The sequence below is a fragment of the Bifidobacterium aerophilum genome, assembly GCF_010667685.1.
Classification (GTDB): domain Bacteria; phylum Actinomycetota; class Actinomycetes; order Actinomycetales; family Bifidobacteriaceae; genus Bifidobacterium; species Bifidobacterium aerophilum.
On the sequence record NZ_WHZW01000053.1, the window covers coordinates 1 to 435 of the forward strand.

The 435-nt window shown below is 64.6% G+C and carries 1 pseudogene; it reads right to left on the reverse strand.

Going from position 1 to position 435, the window contains the following annotated elements:
• A pseudogene (locus GFD25_RS11955) lies at positions 1 to 285 on the reverse strand (phage major capsid protein); the annotation flags it as partial.
• Between the last annotated feature and the right edge of the window lie 150 nt (positions 286 to 435).

A 435-nucleotide genomic window follows, 5' to 3' on the forward strand; every position in this document is an offset into this window, starting at 1 on the left:
GTCGGCCCACTGCACTTCCTGGTCGAAGCGCATGGTGACCTGCGTCTTGTGCGGCACGGTCTTGACCACGCCGAACGAGCCGGTCGTGCTGGACTTCTGCGCGCCCTCGTCGACGAACTCGGCGCGGGGACGGTTCTCGAACGTGACGATGCTGGTCTCGCCGAAACGCATCGCCTTCTGTTGCGAGAGCACGCCGATCGCGCTGCCGGACTGCACCTGGTCGACGATGCCGTCCGCGATCTGGCTGGGCATCGCCTTGATGCCGCCGGTACCGAAAATAGCCATGATATGACCTCCTTAAGGTTGATGGCCGATAGATGTGATGGGGGTTTAGTTGGAGAACACGCTCGACGCGAACTGTTCGAGGTCGGACGGGGCGCGGTTCGGCTGCCGGCCGGGATCCGGGACACGCGGCAGCTGCCGGCCGGTCTTCGA